A 16,137-nucleotide genomic window follows, 5' to 3' on the forward strand; every position below is an offset into this window, starting at 1 on the left:
CGCTTCAGCACTCCAAAGCGTTTGGGTAGGTGACATCTGGTGCGACTAACGCTGCTGCTGATTGGTCTTCTCGGATCGCTTGTGTATCAGGGATATTGGCGTGAGCCGACGCTGTTGTTGGCGCATGCCTCTGCGCCGCCGAAGCGGGTTTCGGGCGACTCGGTGCAGCTACTGTACCGCAAGGTGAACGGTATCCCCGTGCGCTATGTGGTCGCCGATTTGAACAACCCGTATGTGCGGGTGGGGGTCGTGACGGCGCGGCGGCTCGGTCTGGACGAATCGATCTGGGACTTGCTGGCGCGTTCGCAGCCGACCGCCGCCGTCACGGGCACTTACTTCAGCACGACCAGCAAGCTGCCCGTGGGCGACATCGTGATTGAGGGCGAGCGGGTGCATTTCGGCGGGGTCGGCACCGCGCTGTGCATCACCTACGACAATCAGGTGCGCTTCATCCGCCAGAAACTGCACCGCCAGCGCGACTGGAGCAACTATCGGCTGGTGCTGGGCGCGGGACCGCGCCTGCTGCAGGGGGGCAAGGTCGCGCTGTATCCGCCTGGGGAGGGCTTCCGCGACAAGCGTGTCTACGCGCGGGGCAAGCGCGTGGCGGTCGGCGTCACCAAGCACAACAAACTGCTGCTGGTCGTGGTGGAACAGCCGATTACGCTGCGTCAGCTGGCGTGGGTGCTGCGCGCGCTGGGCGCAACGGACGCTATCGCTCTCGACGGCGGCGGCTCGACTTGCTTGTACTACCGCCGTGAGGTGAAGGTGCTGCCCAAGCGTAAACTCACGAACCTGCTGGTGGTCTACGAAGACTACACTGTGTACGACCACCGCCTCGCGCGGCTCAAGCCCCAGAATCGGCTGGCGTCGCGGTAGCGTCCGCTTGCAGCCATGCGCGTACCTGCAGCAGTAGGTCGGTCATCATCGCGGGGGTCAGCAGTTTCGTGTAGGTGTTGCGTGCGCTGGGGTGGTAGCTTGCTGCGAGGAACCGCCCGCCTGCAAGAGGGTAGATTGCGCCGTGCCGAAAGTGGGGGCGCACGCCCTCGAGCAGCAGATTCTCCGCACGCGCCAAGCGCACGCAGGCGTCGAACGCTATCTGCCCCAGCGCAAGCAGCCCGCGCAGGTTGGGCATCAGCCGATAGGTTGCCTGCAGGTACGGGAAGCACGCCCGCTGCTCGTCGGGCGTCGGCGTGTTGTCGGGCGGGGCGCAGTGGACGGCGGCGGTGATGGTGACATCGTACAACTGTAACCCGTCGTCGCGATGTATTGAGGTCGGCTGGTTGCAGAAGCCCGTCTGGTGCAACGCCGCGAATAGGAAATCGCCTGAAGCATCGCCTGTGAAGATGCGCCCTGTACGATTGCCCCCGTGCGCCGCAGGTGCCAGCCCGACAATCAGCAGCCGCGCGGTCGGCTCGCCAAAGTTCGGCACAGGCTTGCCCCAATACGCCCAGTCGCGGTACTGTGCCCGTTTCTGCTGGGCGACCCGCTCGCGGTAGGCGACCAGGCGGGGACACCGCGTGCAGGCAACAATCTGCGCGTTCAGCGCGTCCCAGTTGGACACCCCATATTATACCAATCGCCGAGCCAGAGTTCACAAATTCCTGCTCGTGCAGAATCCCCCCACTCCCTGCCCTCTCCCCCCTTGTCAAGGGGAGAGAGGGTCGGGGTGAGGGGGGATTCGGGTCTTGCGCATTCACGAACTTTGGCAGCGCAGTTGGTAAGGGTCTTTGCAGTGAGATTCAAACATTACCCCCACCCCAACCTTCCCCAAGTGCGGGGAAGGTTAGGAGGGGGCAGCATAGGTACACCCAGAGAGGTCAACTTCCAGCTTTGACCTATTCACGAGGACGCGCTTGCCGTCAGGGTGAGAGACCGAATCACCACTGTTCTGGGAAGCCCTCCAGCGACTGTTTCAACTGTCGCCAGCCTTTCTCCTTCAGAAGCTCTTCCAGCTTGCTTCCTCGTTCCACGCCGCCAAGGATGTCGCCCCACAAGGGGTCGCGCCAGAATTCACCCGTCTCCCAGACCCGCTTATGCACACGGAAGATTTCGCTCGTCTCTGGGTCTTTGACATAGGTCTGGTCGCTGAGGGCGTTCGTCCACGCTTTTACCATTCGGGTGTTGAACTCTCGCTGCTCATTTAGAATCTGCCGCACCAGGCGGTTGAGTTCCTGGTTATCTCGAGTGAAACGCTCTAAAGCGGAAAGAGCGGCTTCTGGAGAGAGATGGAGGCTGTTCATAATGCCTGCAAAGATGCCATTCGCTTCCTCGGCACGCTCTTTAGGAAACTGATAGACACTCACTATGATGTTAAGGGTACAATCTTGGGAGGCGGCGATAGGGTCTGGTCGTTGGCTAATGAGCAGGGTGCCGCTAACGAGGGCGTTGCGTACCAACTGTCCGCTTTGTGCGCTAATCGCTAGCTTCAGCCCCTCGCTTTTGATAGCACGCTGAAAGACTTGCGCTGCTTGAGCTCCCTGCTGCAGATCCTGTTGCTCCATCCGCTTTTCCATCTCTGTTTTGGGCAGATGGGTGCGCTCCTTGAGTTCCCACTCCTTGCCCGTTTCCTCCCGCCAGAGACCCAGGATGAGCTGAACCACCTCTTCGGCTGATTGGATGAAGGTTGCCTCAGAGAGCGTAGCGCTTTGACCGTTGATGGTTATCACTGTGGTGGCGTTGCCGCCAAATGCCGTTTGAAGAATCATACTGTTGATGTCAATCAGATCTTGGCGGAACATGAAATCGCCTTTTCGAAGGGAGAGCCGTGGCATGCGCTTCGTACCTTGTTGGATGATGGCGCCCTGATACTCAAACCCTTCGGGCACATGAATCCAGCCCGCCTCCTTCCCGATTTCGGGGTCTCGGATGGGCTCGCGTCGCCAGCGAATCATCTGGGACGGTGGAAGGAATCGGAAGCTGCGAACGATATTCACCATCGTATCCCACTTCGCCTTCTCAGTATCCGCTGGGAACAGGAAACTCACCACTAGCGCCGTCTTTTTGCCTGGCAAGATAGCGGTGACCTCGCGATAGTCGCGCGGTGGTGCTTGACCGAGCAGTCCGAAATTGACTGCCATCATCGGGTACAAGGCGAAGGGATAGCTCAAGCCCTCCCCCACAATCAGAATGCCTTGTGAGAACTTTTTGAAGACGAAGCGCGGCTGTCTGCTCATCATCGCCTCATGTTCCGATAACCAGGCTTGAGCCACACGATGTAGGTTGCCATCATAACGAGCCACGCGCAAAACGACAAAACAGAGGGCATCCTGATCACTAATCCGAATGAAATTGTTGTACACCTTGACCTCCCAACCTTGAGGGACACGGACGGAAAAGCCGTGCAGACGATCAGTGAATTCACCCGTGAACGACTGTTGCAACGAGGGAACCTTCTCGGATTGAGAGTGTCCTGTCGTTATCAACGCCCCTATCGCTATCATCAGCCACACAGTGGCAAGCACCTGTTTCTTGCATCGCATCGATCATCACCTCCTGTAGCAATACCGCTCATGGGGTGAAACCATTTCGCTAATGCATATTATACCGCGTTGCTCTATCGCGATTGGTATCATCCATTCGTGTTTTTGTGAACTTTGGCTGGGCGACGGGTTGTCGCCTACAGGCTCACGCTCTCTCCTGGACGCAGCGCGAGGATTTCCAGCCCTTCAATGTCGCGCGTCGCCTCGCGCAACTGCTCAGGCGTGCCCGTCAGCAGCGGGAAAGTGCCCCAGTGCATCGGGATCACGCGCTTGACGCCCAACAGCCGAATCGCATACGCTGCCTCGCGCGGTCCCATCGTGAACACATCGCCTATCGGCAGCATCGCCACATCGGGCTGATACAACTCGCCGATGATGCGCATATCCCCAAACACGCAGGTGTCGCCCGCGTGATAGAGCGTCAGCCCGTTCTCCAAGCGCACCACATAGCCCGCAGGCTCGCCCGCGTAGACCACCTGCCCGCCCTCCTCCAGACCGCTGCTGTGGAAGGCGTTCACCATCGTGACGGTGATACCGTCTATCGCCACGCTGCCGCCCTTGTTCATCGGCTGCACGTTTTGCACCCCGTGCCGCGTGAGGTAGAGGTACATCTCGTAGATGCACGCCACTGTCGGCTGATGAGTCTTCGCAATCGGCACGGCGTCTGCGCAGTGGTCGGCGTGCCCATGCGTAATCAGCATAATGTCCACGCCAGGCAGTTGCTTGGCGTCTTCTGGGCAGGCAGGGTTGCCCTGCACCCACGGGTCAATCAGAATCCGCTTGCCGTTCGGCGAAGTGATCAGAAAGGTCGAGTGTCCCAGCCACTGAATCTGCATTTGCATATGCGCCAACCTCCGCCGATAGGATACCCGCTTTCGCATCGCATGCCAACGCCAACCGTTTCTGTGGGTATCGGCACTCAACCCAATAGACTTTCTGCTGTCCATTCGTTACCGTAGCGCCTGTCCCATGCTGAATGTGTAGCCTGATATCGCGCAGCTACGCCGCACTCGCCGCACTCGTGTCCTGCAGGTCTCGTTGCTAAAAATCGAGAGCTATACGACAGTGTCTGGAATCATGATATGTCTAGGCGTACAAGGAAGTGAGGGGATCGGAGCAGTACACGCTGACGCGACCCTGCCAGAGCCAACCAGTTGGTCATAGCTCCACACGCCCATCTGCCATCCGGAGTCCCATGAGCGCTGCGGAGGACTGTGGAGTACCCACCAGCGCCAGCGACACGACTTGCGCCAGTGGTTGGGGGGGTCAGGAAGACGAGTCTGCCCAAGCGCGGGTGGAGATTTCAGCGGTTTCACTTGGGATTTGTTCACAACAACCTCGAAGTCCACGCTATGTTCTGAGCCGCGCAGGAATCCGCCCGTAATCAATTAGTTGTGCGCAGCTTGCCAATCTGCAGGGCTGAACTCAAAAGCTGCATATAACTGTCTGCCCTGTCGCGAGACTAAGGCGCGCCTGGGTTGGAATCTCCCCCTTGCATCAAAAGCCCCTGCTATCGGAATAAGTTGTTTATTCAAAAGGCGCCATTCCTTGCTAAACAGCCACAGGCGAAAAGTTGACAGATCGGGGCAGTCATCCTTGTAATGCTCGCTTCATCGAGCATTACCAACAAACTTACCCGTTTATCAGAAACGCGATCCTGTAAGATGCCTACCTCCACTGCTGGGGTGACTTTGATCGCTTTCACGGGGCGGGGATGACTGTTGGAAATCACAAGCAGCGCGGGGGGAGGCTTGTCCACAATGTACGCTACCGATTGTCTTTGAGAACGACCCCCTCTGTGAAGAAGAAGGTATAGTGCTTGTACTGAGAGCAGTACGAGCACTGCCATTACAAGCACCCACGGCATTCGTTTTCGCAGTCGCATACTTTACGCCAGCTTAGTCCCGTGCGATTGGGGCAGTCTCAGCGAATGGTCGCTGGCGTGTTATTATGGCACATGACGGGCGGAATTCCCTTCGCACTGGTGACCTACTTCTGTTCCTCGCGTTGGCTTGCGCTGCCCGACTCGCGCTGGATTTGACGCCAAATGTCGCGCAGCAGCTCCGCGCTCCACTGCGTTTCGATCTTGCGGCTTTCGTCCAGCACGCCGCGCCACACCGCGCAGCCCAACAGACGCCAATCGTGGACAGGCGCGCCCTCTGGGATGTCAACTTTGTATGGGAGCCGAGGGCGTCGTTATTCATCCTCCAGATTATTCGGCTAACAAGGGGAACCACTCTGTGTAAGTGCTGCCCTCCCCATGGTTGGTCAATAGCCCGACATACGGTACGATGATTATTTTTAGGGTCGTGTCTGGGCTGAGCGTAAGATTCTCGTTCTCTAACAGGAAGTTTATCTTCTGTCGAATGTCTGGAGGAAGTTCCCCAAAGCGTCCCTGCCACGAGAGACCTTTCCAATTCCGCCAATCTCTTCGCTGAAGCAGGTTTAGTTTCTCCAAAGCTGCCGTCCATTGCACCTGCTGATTTTTCAGTTCGCGCTCCAGAATCTGATAGTAGCGTGCGTTGTATCGTACTTTCTGTTCATTAGATAGTAGGATGCTTGGAGATAAGATTATATGTAAAATTTTAGTCTCGTAAAGTTTGGTATTGTTATTTGTTCGTCGGGGTACCTTGCTTACGTTGCTGCTTTTAGTGGGGGAGCCTTGCGCCAGTACTGGGAACTGTTGAATGAGTTCCTGCACCTTTTCTCGAATCTCTTCGGGCAAACCGTTCCAGTTCCCCGCTGGTGACCTCCGAGACAATGCCTGGGCTTTCCACTCCTCAAACGGTTTTGTGAAAAAGGAGTGAACTTGCTCGAAACCACCCTCTGGTTGTACCAGTTCTGTTTGGTAGACAGCATCGCCTGTCTCTGCAACAGCAAAGATGCCAAATGAAATACAAACCTTATCGAAGGGTCTCTCACGATTGCCGTACCCCTCAAGTAGGCTTCGGATTGCTACTTTTGCATCTTCCGAAATCTCTTCCTTGGGTATGGTCTCGAACGGTCTTATTTCGGCAAGAATAGTCATCAAAGACTCGTATGTGTTGAAGTATCTGGGGGGTAGAGCGTATACGAGGTCTTTCTCACGAATTAGGCGGTAGCCTTCGTCGCGTAGCCCGTTGATGACCTCTTGCATGGTCTTTCTTCCCTTAAGAACATTTGACTGAGGCTCGACTTCAGCGACAATTAGTCGTGTATTGTATTCCTCTCGGCGAGTTTGCTGACTGGAGCCAATACAGGTGGTACAGCAAATAAGACACAACGCTAAATTCCAGAGATAGTTCTTATGCTGATTAATCATGATGACCTCCAGCGTCTGTTTTTCTGGACAGGCGAACCATACATCGTGCCCGTCGCGAGATTCATGTAGCCAGATTCGCCGAAAATTATAACCCCAACCCTCCCGTCTTATGGCAATCTCTCCGCGTTCTCTACCCCCAGCTCCCGTCGCAATTGCGCCAAGATGCGCTTCAGACGCTTGCTTACGGCAGGCTGCGAGACGCCCAACCGCGCCGCAATCGCTTGCTCGTTCAGCCCTTCCAGCAGGTACCACGCCCCCACTTGAGCGTCCTGCGGCGCGAAACGCTGCAACGCCTGCTGCACCGCGCAAACGAGAATCCGCCCCGCTACTGCCTCAAAAGCGTTCGGGTCGGGAAACTCCATAGGCTCGCCTGTCTCCTCGTCGCACGGATACTCACATTCGCGTTTCGCTGCGCCCCACACACTGTCGCAGAACACTTGGAGCCGCTGTCCAATCACCCGCATGCCCCACCCGTACAGCGAAGCGCCTTGATTGGGGGCGTGTGTCTGGTACGCTTCCCACGCTGCGACGACGGCTTCGTGGTACAGCTCTTCCCGCCAGTCATCGGCGTATGGGCGCGGCGCGTACTGGGGCTGACAGCGCGCCACTGCGTGGTGAACCGCGTGCTGCAGGGGTTCGGGTAGGTCGAGAATAGCCCGCTGCAAATCGCGCGGCAGGCAGCGAAACCGTTGGGAGTGGGTGGACTTGCGGTTCACTGCTCCACCCCCCCCCGCGCACACAGTTCGTATCCACGCACGCGGCGACCAAGCTGCAGACCGTTGCGTTAGCATACCTTTCACCCTGACTTAGGATACGACGCCTGACCAGGATTCCTGCCGACGCCTCGGCGAATTGCGCCGAATTCTTGGGATGTTCGCGCGTAAGCCTCGCCTTATGCCAATCGCTTGAGCAGAGTTTGTATTTGCACCCCCCTCCTTTAGGTTCCCCCCGCTTCGCGAGGGGAACCAAGCCGCGCGCCCGTTCGGTTCCCCCTGCGGGCAGGGGGAACCTTAAGGAGGGGGTCATCAACTGCCGTCTTTTGTAAAGTCTAGTGCGGCGATTGGCTTATACCTTGCGCCACGCGCGTTGGGGCGCAAACTGGAGTATCCTATAGCGGTCTATGAAAACGCGCGTGCAGGGTTCTGTTCTGTTTTGGCTTTGGCTGCCGTTGTCGCTGAGTTTCACCCTGATGATGTTGGAATCGCCCGTGACGAACGCGGCGCTGGCGCGTTTTGCGGAGCCGTCGGTGCAGATTGCGGGCTTCGGCGTGGCGCTGGGGCTGTCGTTGCTGATTGAAAGCCCCGTGATTATGCTGTTGGCGACGGCGATTGCGCTGGTACAGGGGCGCGAGTCGTTTTTCGCGGTGCTGCGCTTCGTGCTGACGCTGATAGTGAGCCTCACACTGCTGACCGCGCTGATTGCCTTCACGCCGTTGTATGACGGGATTGCGCTGCGCCTGCTGGGGCTGCCCGTGCGCGTGGCGGAGGCGGGGCGCGGCGCGATGCAGGCGATGCTGCTCTGGACGGCGGCGATTGGCTGGCGGCGGTTCCTGCAGGGCGTACTGGTGCGCTACGGCAAGGCGCAATTGGTCACTTGGGGCACGGCAATCCGCTTGGCGACGATTACGGCGGTGGCGGTCGCGCTCCTGTGGTGGAACGGGCTACCTGGCGCGGTTGCGGGCGCGTGGATTGTGATGGCGGGCGTGCTGGTGGAGGCGGCGGTCGCAACGCTGTTTGCGCTGCCCGTGTTGCGCAAGCGCGTGCTGCCCCATCATGAGGCGACACCCCCACTCACTCAGCGCGCGATTTGGCGGTTCCACCTGCCGTTGGCGGGCACGACGCTGTTGACGCTGTTGGTGCATCCGCTGACCGCCGCCGCGCTGGCGCGATTGCCGCAGCCCGAGTTGGCAATCGCGGCGTGGCAGGTGGTGTTCGGCTCGCTGTTGGCGGTGCGCAGTTGGGGCTTCGCGCTCCAGGAGGTCAGCGTCGCCGCGCGGCAGCAGGGCATCGCGGAGCGGGCGTTGTACGCCTTCACAGGCAAGGTTGCGCTGGGCACGACGCTCGCGCTCGCATTGCTGGTGTTCACCCCGCTGGCGGGGCTGTTCACGGAGCGGCTACTCGCGCTCAAGGCAGAGTTAGCGTCGCCTGTGGTGTTCGGGCTGCAGATGTGCCTACTGCTGCCCGCGCTGACGGCGTATGGCTCCACGCTGCGCGGGCTGCGCATCGCCGCGAAGCAGACCACCGTCGTCTACTGGGGGATGGCGGTGAACCTGCTGGTGAACGCGCTGGGGCTGGCGGGGGGCGTGGCGCTGGCGTGGGCGTTGGACGCGCAGTCGGTGCAAGCGTCGCTGCTGGTGGGCGTCGCCGCGTTCCAACTCGCCGCGCTCGCCGAGATTGTCTACCTGCGGCGTGGGCGTGCGCCTACTGCGTCGTAAACGAGGTGAAGTAGACCTCCAGCACGCTCTCTTTCTCGTGCGTTTTGTGTTCCAGCACCTCGTTCACGCGCTCGCGGATCTCCTCTTTGACCTTGTGCTTGCCTTCCAGCGTGTTCAGTTGCGAGCGTGTTTTGCCTGAAAGCGCCATCAGCACGGCGTCGCGCAGCGGCGCAGTGTCTTCCTCCAGTTTCTTGGGGCCGATACCCTCCTTGAGACCGAGCGCGACGCCCGCTTTGAGATAATGCTCGTCGCCCAAGTTGATGATGAACTCGCCTAAGTCCAGCGTTTTGCCGACGGTAGGCGGTTTCGGTGGGGGTGGCGCTTTCGGCGCGAGGAAGTTTTTGCCTGCGAACACGCCGCCCGCCAGCCCCGCAATCAGCACGACAATCATCATCAGCATAGGGCTTTTGCCCTTGCCGCCGCCTCCGCCGCCGTCGCCTTCCGATTTCTTCGCCTTGCCAGCCATAGGTATCCCCGAAGGGGTTATTCCATACTTTGTGGGCAACCTGTGGCAGCGAAAACTACACTTCAGCGCGTCCCCCAGCATGGCGCTTTCTGGGTACAATATGCGAGGTGATTCCGATGACGACGCTTCAAGTCCAATTACCCGACCGACTGGCGCAACTGCTTCGTGAGATGGTTGAGGAAGGCTGGTTTACAAGCGAAGAGGAAGCCGTGCGCGCGGCGCTCTGGGAGTTCCTTCGCCGACACTCGCTTCAACTCACCGAACAGTTTCAACTGGAGGACATCGAATGGGCGCGTCAGCTGCGCCAAGATCCCGAATCATAGTCTGCGATACAGGTCCGCTTCTCCACCTGATGCAGATTGATCGCTTAGACTTGCTAACGCGCCTCGGTCAGGTATTCATTCCTTCAGAGGTGCATCACGAGTGGCAGCGTCTTGAGCCTACTCGCTCCGTTCCTCCTGAATTCCGAGTTGTCGCAGTAGAAGCGAAATGGCGTCAGCGTGCTCTTGAGTGGGTGAGCGCAAGTTATGTGGATCTGGGCGAAGCGATGGCATTAGCCCTCGCGCTCCAGGTGCAAGCAAACTGGTTTCTCACAGATGACGCTGCCGCTCGCGTGCTGGCATCGTCGCTGGGCGTAGAGGTGCACGGGTCGCTTGGCGTTGTTCTAGCGTCTGCTGCATATGGCTACCTATCCTACACGCATGCGCGGGAGGCTATTAATGCGTTAGCCTTTGAGTCGACGCTCTGGGTGTCAAATCGGGTTGTTCAAGCGGCGCTCCAAGCACTTGAAGATATTCGCAATATTAGTGATAGTCAATAGTGTACGCTATTCTAAGTATCTTAGGCATCCCAATGCCAACGCCAACAGTACCCCTGTGATCCCCAGCAGCGCCATCGGTCGATAGCGTTCAGGCACCAGTCGCTCCCAGCCGAGCGCCCAGAAGACGCTGATGGTCAGCAGCGCGGGGTAGAAGTAGCGTCCCTGCGTCTGGAAAAACACGCGCACAAACAGCACGAAACTGACCAGCGTCAGCACGAGGCACAGCCCCGCCAGCAGCAGCCACACCCGCGCCCACAACGGCGACGGCTCGCACAGGCGCAGCGCGAAACCTACAGCCGCGCCCAGCGTCAACGCCCCCAGCCCAAGATACACACTGCTTGGCAGGAAGTTCGGCAAACCCGTGCGCGCTGTTTCGGGCGCGCCGTAGGCGAACCAGAAACTGCGGAAGGTCCAGTCCGCCACTAACTGTGCGTACTGCCCCCAAGTCATGCCCTGATTGATAAAATCCTGTGCCTTCGCCGTGCCCGCGAACACTTCCAAGAAGGTGCGCTGCAGCAGCGGGTCGTCGTACAGAATGTAGTTGCGCACGAGCCACCAGCCGCTGATACTCAAGGTGAGTAGCAGCGCGAGAAAACCCATGCTCAATCCTGGAACCAAACTCCTGTATCGCAGCCATCCCCACAAAAGAATGCCGAGCAGCATAATCGGGATGAGCAGGATGCCCGTCGCTTTGGTTAGAAGGGTTAGCCCTGTGAGGATGGGGAGTAGGAATAGTTGATATAGACGCCCCCCTCCTGCAGGTTCCCCCCGATTCGCGAGGGGAACCGAGTGGGGGCTGGGTTCCCCCCGCTTCGCGAGGGGAACCAAGGCGTGAGTGTCCCGCTTTTCAGGTTCCTCCCGCTTTGCGGGGGGAACCGAATCGGCGCGGTTCCCCCTGCCCGCAGGGGGAACCTTAAGGAGGGGGTTCGAATTTTCTGGCGCGGTAGTTGACGCTGTTGCGTTGTGCAGGTTGGTTAGCAGCGCGTACAACACCGCCGCAAACAGCAGGTTGGTCAGCGCGTCGTTGCCGACCGCGCTGCCGATGGCGATGTGCATCGGCAAGAACGCTGCGAAGCCCATGCCTGTCAGCGCGAGCAGCGGGCGTTCAGGCGCGAGCCGACGCAGCGTCAGCCACACCAGCCACACCACACCTGCGCTGCAGAGCGTCGAGAGCAGCCGCACCGCCTTGCCCTCGCCCCCCGTGAGCGCATAGACCGCCGCCGCGAGGAAGTAATACAGCGGGGGCTGATGTGCCTCGTAGCCGACGCCTGCGTAGCCCTCGAACTTGGGCAGCCGCCACTCCCGCGCGACATACGCCACATACTGGAAGTGCGCGCCCTCGTCGGGGGTGTTCGGGTAGCCGTTGTTGCCAAAGGGGGTCGCGAGGTTGTAGGCAATCGCCAGCAGGCAGTGCGCCGTGAGGACTGCCCACGGCGCATAGCCCAGCCACGACGAGGTTAGAAGCCCTTGCTGGCGATGTATTTCGCGAGGTCGGCGACGCGGCATGAGTAGCCCCACTCGTTGTCGTACCACGCCAGCACTTTCGCCAGTCGCCCGCCCATCACCAGCGTCGAGGGCAGGTCAACGATTGCGCTGCGCTCGTCGCCGCGGAAGTCCGACGACACCAGCGGCTCGTCCGTCACGCCGAGGATGCCCTGCAGCGCGCCCGTCGCCGCCTGACGGAACGCCTCGTTGATGGCTTCGGCGGTCGCCTCGCGCGAGAGCGTCACTGTGAGGTCTACAATCGAGACCGTCAGCGTCGGCACGCGCAGCGCAATCCCGTGCATGCGCCCCTTGAGTTCGGGCAGCACGAGGTGGATTGCCTTCGCCGCACCTGTGGAGGTCGGGATAATGTTCGCCGCCGCCGCGCGCGCGCGACGCAGGTCTTTGTGAACCTGGTCTTGGATGCGCTGGTCGTTGGTGTAGGCGTGGACGGTGGTCATAATCCCGTGTTCAATCCCAAACGCCTCGTGCAGCACCTTGCTTATGGGCGCGAGGCAGTTGGTCGTGCAGGAAGCATTCGAAATCACATGGTGCTGGCTGGGGTTGTACGCCTCGTGGTTGACGCCCATGACGATAGTAATGTCCTCGTTGGTGGCGGGGGCGGTGATGATGACCTTTTTCGCGCCGCCGCGCAGGTGCGCCGCCGCCTTCTGCCCGTCGGTGAACACGCCCGTGGACTCGATCACAATATCCGCGCCGACATCGCCCCACGGGATTGCCGCAGGGTCTTTCTCGGCGAACACGCGGATACGGTCGCCGTCAATCACGATAGCGTTCTCCTCCGCCGTCACCTCGCCAGGGTAGGTTCCGTAAGTGGTGTCGTACTTGAACAGGTGCGCGTTGCTATGCGCGTCGGTCAGGTCGTTGATGGCGACCACATCGAAGTCGTTGGGGTAGTGCTTGCGAATCGCCCGCAGGGTCATCCGCCCGATGCGACCAAAGCCGTTAATACCAATTCGGATAGCCATAGTCTCCTCCCAGAATGGCAGTAGTGTACCTGAATTGTGCGGGGAGGTTGGCAGGAGAGGCGTGTCCAGTAGGGAATAATATCCCCGTGCTACTGCCGATTCGCGACCATAACCCATCGCACAGCTTCCCGTTTGTGACGGTGGGGCTGATTGTGGTGAATGTGCTGGTCTACATTCTGCAAGTGGTAGACCCGCGCGTCACTTATATGTACGCCGCCATCCCCGCCGAGATTACGGGGGCGTATGTGGATCCGTTGCTGCGAATGCAACTGGAGATGCAGCACGGCATCCGCGCGGAACCTGTCGTCAACCCGTGGCTAACAATTCTGACCAGTATGTTTTTGCATGGGGGCTTCCTACATATATTAGGCAACATGTGGTCGCTGTGGATTTTCGGCAATAATGTGGAGGACGCACTGGGGCACTTTCGGTATCTGCTGTTGTATCTGTTTTGGGGTGTGGTGGCGGCGTTGTCGCATATTGTGTTCAACTGGGCGTCGCCAATCCCTGTGGTGGGTGCGAGTGGCGCAATCGCAGGCGTAATGGGCGCGTACATGCTGCTATTTCCGCACGCGCGGATTGACTGCGTGTTGGTGTTTGTGATTATCACTTTCGTGGAAGTGCCCGCCGTCTTTTTCCTGATTGTCTGGTTCGTGTCGCAGTTTCTGGTGTATAACCCAGGCGTGGCATACTTAGCGCACATCGGCGGCTTCGTGGCAGGCTTTCTCACCATCAAGTTGATAGGGGGTCCCACACGCATCCTTTACGGGCGACGCCGCTTCTATTACGACGACTGGTGATTCAGTAGCGCATGTGCCCAGGCGTTGGGCAGCGCACTTGCCCCGTAGCAGGGTCGTACTGATAGGGCTGCTGCGAGACGGGGCACACCAGCATGCTGGCGGGCAGCCCCAATTCGTTCAGGCTGGCGGGGTAGGTCTCGTCGGTGGTGGTGCGCATTTGGATGGCGGCGCGGACTTGGCTGAGGTTGTTGCGGCACTCGGCGCTTTCGGCGGCTTGGCGCACCTCGCTGACGCGACTGGCGGGCGGCGGCGCAGCAGGGTTGGATGCGCCTCCACCAGACGACGCGCCGCCCGTACCGTAATACAGCCACACTGCCATCAGCACGCCCAGTATGGCGATGGCAACCAGTATCCCGACAAGCCGCATAGCAGGGGAATTATACTCCACCCCTTGACATGCCCCACATCCTGTTGGGTATACTGTGGGCGTGATGCGGTAGCGGGGAGAATACGCATCCACATTCTGCTTACTTGTTGGGGGATTCCCACGCCTGTGCTATCGCGTAATTTCGTCGGTTGCCGCCGAGCCGTAGGGTATGGTTATCGCTCGGTTGCGATGCAGTCCGTGCCCAACTTTTGTTCGGCGGCGACCGACTCGGCTGCTGGGACGAAGTTGGACGGTTATCGTCTGCCGCGACTCGCGTCCACACACACTTTCCCAGCAGCCTCCTAATTGTGAGGGGATAGTCATGCGAATCCGAAGGGTCTCACTGCCAGGACAGATGACACGACGGCTGGACGGACAGGTGCGCAACAACGCAGGGGGCTACGCCTACCTGATTGATCCGAAGCAGCAGCTGGATCGGTTCCTGATACTCGGCACGGAGGGGGGAACCTACTATGTGGGCGAGCCGCGCCTGACGCTGGAGAACGCGGTGAACGCGATTGACCTGCTGACGCAGGAGCCGCGTGATGTGCTTGCGCGCGCGGCGGAGATCAGCTGGAGCGGGCGCGCCTACAAGAACGACCCCGCGATTTTCCTGCTGGCAATCGCTGCCAGCTACGGCGGTCGCGAGGTGCGCCAACTCGTGCCCGAATACTTCGACCGCATCGTGCGCACGGGTTCGCACCTGCTGGCGTTCGTGGACTATGCGTCGGAGCTGCGCGGCTGGGGACGCGGGCTGCGCCGACTGGTCGGGCAGTGGTACGACAGGCGCGACCTGCGCGAGCTGGCGTACCAGCTGACCAAGTACCAGAACCGCAGGGGCTGGACACATCGCGACATCCTGCGCGTGGCGCACCCAAAGCCCAGCACGCCCGAGCGCAGCGCGCTGTTCCGCTACATCACGCAGCGCACGCTCGACGCCGACCTGCTGCCCGCTGAGGTGTCCGAGTACCTTGAGGCAATCGGGCATCTGCGCAGCCGTCAGCTGAGCGAGGCGGACGCCGCGCGCCTGATTCGCGAGCATCGGCTCCCGCGCGAGGTCGTGCCGACCGAGTATCTGCGCTCGGCGGAGGTCTGGCGCGCGCTGCTGGAAGAGATGCCGATGACCGCGATGCTGCGCAACTTGGCGACGATGACGCGCCTTGGAGCCATCGGTGCGCGGGGCAACAAGCCCGATGAGTGGGCGCGCGTGGTAATTAAGCGGCTCACCGACGCCGAGCGACTGCAGAAGGCGCGCATCCACCCGCTGGGCGTGCTGGCAGCGCTGGTGACCTACCGCAGAGGGTCGGGCGCACGCGCCAAGACTGCCTGGACGCCCATCCCAGCCGTCGTCGACGCGCTGGAGGAGGCATACCGTATCACCTTCGGGAATGTGCCGACGACGGGCAAGCGCCTCGTGCTGGCGCTGGATGTGTCGGGCTCGATGGGCTACTGGAATGTGTCGGGCATTGCGGGCTTGACCTGCGCGTTCGCCGCCGCCGCGATGGCGACCGTCACGAACGCCGTCGAGCAGAATGTGCGCATCGTGCTGTTCACGGAGAAGCTGCGCGAAGCGTCACGCCGACACTTCAGGAACCTCGAGAGCGCGCTGGAGCTGTACCGCACGGTGCAGTTCGGCGCGACCGACTGCGCACAGCCGATGCTATGGGCGATGCGCCACCGCGTTGAGGCGGATGCGTTCGTCGTCTACACCGACAACGAGACTTGGGCGGGCGATGTGCATCCCGTCGAGGCGCTGTGGCAGTACCGCGAGCGGACGGGCATCCCTGCCAAGCTCGTGGTGGTCGGCATGGCGTCTACGGGCTTCTCGATTGCCGACCCGAACGACGCGGGCATGCTCGATGTCGTCGGGTTCGACACCGCCGCGCCCAACGCAATTGCCGACTTCATCGCGGCGCTGTGAGGCGTGCGCCCGTTCGTGCGGTATAATACCAATCGCAAGGGCAGAGTTTACAATTGCCCCCCTCCTTAAGGTTCCCCC

Annotated in this window: 16 protein-coding genes; 6 read left to right on the top strand and 10 right to left on the bottom strand. The window is 60.2% G+C overall.

Annotated features, from left to right (window positions below; translation table 11 throughout):
* Positions 1-39 precede the first annotated feature (39 nt).
* Complete coding sequence (locus tag NW855_RS13950) at positions 40-876, top strand: phosphodiester glycosidase family protein (RefSeq protein WP_414508967.1); 837 nt, start codon at positions 40-42, stop codon at positions 874-876.
* On the opposite strand, the gene NW855_RS13955 is transcribed toward NW855_RS13950, so the two are convergent.
* The 6 genes from NW855_RS13955 to NW855_RS13980 form a co-directional block, all read right to left on the bottom strand.
* Positions 845-1,561: a uracil-DNA glycosylase gene (locus NW855_RS13955; RefSeq protein WP_414508968.1), complete on the bottom strand. Its 717-nt coding sequence runs from the start codon at positions 1,559-1,561 to the stop codon at positions 845-847. The genes NW855_RS13950 and NW855_RS13955 overlap by 32 nt on opposite strands.
* Positions 1,562-1,877: 316 nt before the next feature.
* Positions 1,878-3,479: a hypothetical protein gene (locus tag NW855_RS13960; RefSeq protein WP_414508969.1), complete on the bottom strand. Its 1,602-nt coding sequence runs from the start codon at positions 3,477-3,479 to the stop codon at positions 1,878-1,880.
* Between the two features lie 137 nt (positions 3,480-3,616).
* A complete protein-coding gene (locus NW855_RS13965) occupies positions 3,617-4,321 on the bottom strand; it encodes a metal-dependent hydrolase (protein WP_414508970.1) in 705 nt (234 codons plus the stop codon).
* A gap of 1,147 nt (positions 4,322-5,468) precedes the next feature.
* A complete protein-coding gene (locus tag NW855_RS13970) occupies positions 5,469-5,597 on the bottom strand; it encodes a hypothetical protein (protein WP_414508971.1) in 129 nt (42 codons plus the stop codon).
* Positions 5,598-5,691: 94 nt separating this feature from the next.
* On the bottom strand, positions 5,692-6,615 hold the full coding sequence (locus tag NW855_RS13975) for a hypothetical protein (RefSeq protein WP_414508972.1): 924 nt from the start codon (positions 6,613-6,615) through the stop codon (positions 5,692-5,694).
* A gap of 272 nt (positions 6,616-6,887) precedes the next feature.
* Positions 6,888-7,571, bottom strand: coding sequence for a sigma-70 family RNA polymerase sigma factor (locus NW855_RS13980; RefSeq protein WP_414508973.1), 684 nt, complete (start codon positions 7,569-7,571; stop codon positions 6,888-6,890).
* A gap of 329 nt (positions 7,572-7,900) precedes the next feature.
* Here NW855_RS13980 and NW855_RS13985 point away from each other — a divergent pair, with 329 nt between their 5' ends.
* The gene (locus NW855_RS13985; RefSeq protein WP_414508974.1) at positions 7,901-9,214 is read left to right on the top strand and encodes a hypothetical protein; all 1,314 of its coding nucleotides are present in this window, start codon (positions 7,901-7,903) and stop codon (positions 9,212-9,214) included.
* Here NW855_RS13985 and fliL read toward each other — a convergent pair.
* A complete protein-coding gene (gene fliL / locus NW855_RS13990) occupies positions 9,201-9,680 on the bottom strand; it encodes a flagellar basal body-associated protein FliL (protein ID WP_414508975.1) in 480 nt (159 codons plus the stop codon). The two genes, NW855_RS13985 and fliL, sit on opposite strands and share 14 nt — an antisense overlap.
* Before the next feature lie 116 nt (positions 9,681-9,796).
* Between fliL and NW855_RS13995 the strand changes: the two genes are divergently transcribed.
* Both NW855_RS13995 and NW855_RS14000 read left to right on the top strand, forming a co-directional pair.
* The gene (locus NW855_RS13995) at positions 9,797-10,003 is read left to right on the top strand and encodes a ribbon-helix-helix domain-containing protein (RefSeq protein ID WP_414508976.1); all 207 of its coding nucleotides are present in this window, start codon (positions 9,797-9,799) and stop codon (positions 10,001-10,003) included.
* Positions 10,004-10,032: 29 nt separating this feature from the next.
* Entirely contained in the window at positions 10,033-10,500 is a 468-nt protein-coding gene (locus NW855_RS14000; RefSeq protein WP_414508977.1) for a hypothetical protein, read from the top strand.
* Between the two features lie 6 nt (positions 10,501-10,506).
* On the opposite strand, the gene NW855_RS14005 is transcribed toward NW855_RS14000, so the two are convergent.
* Positions 10,507-12,033, bottom strand: a complete 1,527-nt coding sequence (locus NW855_RS14005; protein WP_414508978.1) for an ArnT family glycosyltransferase — start codon at positions 12,031-12,033, stop codon at positions 10,507-10,509.
* The gene (gap, locus tag NW855_RS14010) at positions 11,958-12,971 is read right to left on the bottom strand and encodes a type I glyceraldehyde-3-phosphate dehydrogenase (protein ID WP_414508979.1); all 1,014 of its coding nucleotides are present in this window, start codon (positions 12,969-12,971) and stop codon (positions 11,958-11,960) included. The genes NW855_RS14005 and gap overlap by 76 nt, the downstream gene beginning before the upstream one ends.
* A gap of 86 nt (positions 12,972-13,057) precedes the next feature.
* Between gap and NW855_RS14015 the strand changes: the two genes are divergently transcribed.
* Positions 13,058-13,771, top strand: a complete 714-nt coding sequence (locus NW855_RS14015) for a rhomboid family intramembrane serine protease (protein WP_414508980.1) — start codon at positions 13,058-13,060, stop codon at positions 13,769-13,771.
* A gap of 1 nt (position 13,772) precedes the next feature.
* On the opposite strand, the gene NW855_RS14020 is transcribed toward NW855_RS14015, so the two are convergent.
* Positions 13,773-14,138, bottom strand: coding sequence for a type II secretion system protein (locus tag NW855_RS14020; protein ID WP_414508981.1), 366 nt, complete (start codon positions 14,136-14,138; stop codon positions 13,773-13,775).
* A gap of 355 nt (positions 14,139-14,493) precedes the next feature.
* On the opposite strand from NW855_RS14020, the gene NW855_RS14025 reads away from it, so the two are divergent.
* Positions 14,494-16,059, top strand: coding sequence for a TROVE domain-containing protein (locus tag NW855_RS14025; protein WP_414508982.1), 1,566 nt, complete (start codon positions 14,494-14,496; stop codon positions 16,057-16,059).
* Positions 16,060-16,137: the final 78 nt, after the last annotated feature.

Source organism: Synechococcus sp. RC10B2 (genome assembly GCF_047502635.1).